General features: G+C 64.9%; 2 protein-coding genes. Both read right to left on the reverse strand.

The features are described 5' to 3' along the window. Positions 1 to 8: 8 nt before the first annotated feature. The gene (locus EDE12_RS17680; protein ID WP_051592417.1) at positions 9 to 1898 is read right to left on the reverse strand and encodes an efflux RND transporter periplasmic adaptor subunit; all 1890 of its coding nucleotides are present in this window, start codon (positions 1896 to 1898) and stop codon (positions 9 to 11) included. A 29-nt stretch (positions 1899 to 1927) separates the two neighbouring features. Continuing rightward, a complete protein-coding gene (locus tag EDE12_RS17685; protein WP_024881766.1) occupies positions 1928 to 2248 on the reverse strand; it encodes a DUF3467 domain-containing protein in 321 nt (106 codons plus the stop codon). Positions 2249 to 2365 lie beyond the last annotated feature (117 nt).

Genomic DNA, 2365 nt, shown 5'->3' on the forward strand with positions numbered 1-2365 from the left:
CGGCGCTCCTAATCCAGCCATCGCCATGACCAGATCTTCAGCCAATCGACCAGCGATCGGGTCCAGATCCAGCCTATGCGTCTTCGGCCCGCCTCCACTTTTCCGACGCCTCTCATGCCGGGCCGCAGCTTCGGCGAGCTCGCCCGTAGCGCGGCCTCGATGCGGAACGTATTCGCGCCTTCATCGGCCTTTGCGACAGGGGTGATTTTTTCGACGATGAGCGGAAACGTCTCGTTGGGGAGCGCCGCGATCAGCAATTCGCCGGGCGCCCCTTTCACGATCTCGTTCACCTGCGATTCGTCGACATCCAGAACGACCCGCCAATCATCGAGCGGAGCGATCTCGAACAGAAGCTGACCGCGTTGCACCGCGGCTCCGACAGACTGGCTGAGGTCGCCGGAGACGACGAGGCCGTCGAAAGGCGCCCGCAATTTCGTTCGCGCGAGCTGCTCGTCGGCGAGCTTGATCTGCGCCTCGGACTCCTGCATCTCGGCGCCGAGCACGCGCGCATCGGCGCGATTGCGCGCTCCGCCGGCGCGCTCGAATTCATATTGCTTCTTCTGTCTCTCCGTGACCCAGCGCAAGCGCTCGAGCGCGAATTCACGATCGTCGAGCGTCGCCAGCACCTCTCCGCCGCGAACCACGTCGCCGGCGCGCACATGCGCTTCCTCGATGAACCCGTTGAAGGGCGCGACGATCGCGCGCTGCACCCGGCCCTCGATCACGGCGTTGGCGTTCACGCGGTAGACGTCCGTCACGAGATAGAAAAGCATGGTGGACGCGATCAGCGCGAGGGCGACGAGCTTGCGTCCGACATGACCCGGCCCGACGAGATCATGCGCCTGCGCGCGAAGCGATTCCCACGCCCTGACGATCAGCCAGCGGTCATCGCGGCGGCGAATGTCGAGCACGGGACCGAGAGCGGAGGCGAGACATTCGAGAAAAGCGATTTCGTCCGGCTGAAACGGCCGGTCCTTGCCGCGCTCGAAGCTCAAGGCCCCGATGAATTGGTCCTTGGCGAACATTGGCGTCGTCAGAATGGCGGCGCAGCCATGCGCCTCCGCCAATTCGGCATGCGCGCGGACAATCGTCGATTCGTCCGGGTGCGGAGGATAGAGGACGATTGCGTGCTGATCGACCGCCTCGTTCATCGCGCCGTTCAAGAGCCGAACGAGATTGAGGTCTTTTCCGAAATGAGCGCTGTGGGAGATCGCGACGACGCGCACGCCCGACTCTTGCGCGAAGCCGACGCTCACGCGTTCGCAAGCATAGAGCGACGCGAGCTCGGTGACGCAGGCGCGACAGGCGGGCGAGAAGCCCTCCTCCTCGAGCGCCACGGCGAGCATGTCGAGAACTCCGGTCACGCGGCGCAGCCGATGCGTCGCCTCCGCGGCGGCGTCCATGCGCAGACGTTCGCGGACCCGGGCGACGCCCCATTGCAGCTGCCGCGCCGCGAGCCGCGCTTGCGCTGGGCCGTCGCCATGGATCTCGATGGCGGCGGCGCCGAGCACTTTATCGTCGATGATGATCGGATAGGCGATTTGCGCGACCGGCGACGGCGCGCCGGAGTCGAGGGTGGGCTTGTGCGCCACGCCGCGACGTTGCGCGACAGCGAGGTCGATCGTCGAATGAAGGCGCGAGACGGCGTCGACGCCTTCCGGCCATGAGGCGATCTTGCGATTGCCGCTATGATCCCGCAGGGCGATCGCGCCGCAGAACGCGGAGGCGATCATTCCGCATTGCAGCGCCAGCCATGCGGCGAGAACAGCATCCAGATCGGCCGCGTCGTCCAGGCGCTTCCACAGCGCCTGCTCGAGGACGGAGACGCGCTCCTCGTCGAGGAGCCGCGTTCTTTCGGGGGGCCGCAGACCGCCGCCCCCCTCTGTGCTCGCAAGCATTGTCACGCGTCACCGCCGCTGCGGCGCGCTCAGCGCCCGTCGATTTTCAACGCGCCGTGACGGCTCTCATATTCCTTGAGAACGCCGGCCAGCGCGACGCTGAGGCGCTTGGCCGCATGAGGGCTGAGGATGACGCGATCGGTCAATTCGACATGCACCTGACGTTCGTTGCCGATGTTCCAGGTCTTATTGGTGCCGAAGAACAGATCCACCTGCTCGAGCGTGCTCTGAATGTTCACGACATTGGCGAAATGCGTGACCATGTTGCGGTCGTCCCAGAGCACCGCCGACTGGCGGACGCCGTCTGCAATATCGGCGGCGGGCTGCACATTCGACTCGACCTGATCCATAACCACCACTCCGTTTTGAAAACGAGCACGCTCTACTTCATGCTTCTAAAGCGCAGGTCACGATTCGCACCATTGTATGACGGTCATATTACATCGCTGCGCGGCCCTCCCACGCCG

The organism is Methylosinus sp. sav-2 (assembly GCF_004366495.1).
Classification (GTDB): domain Bacteria; phylum Pseudomonadota; class Alphaproteobacteria; order Rhizobiales; family Beijerinckiaceae; genus Methylosinus.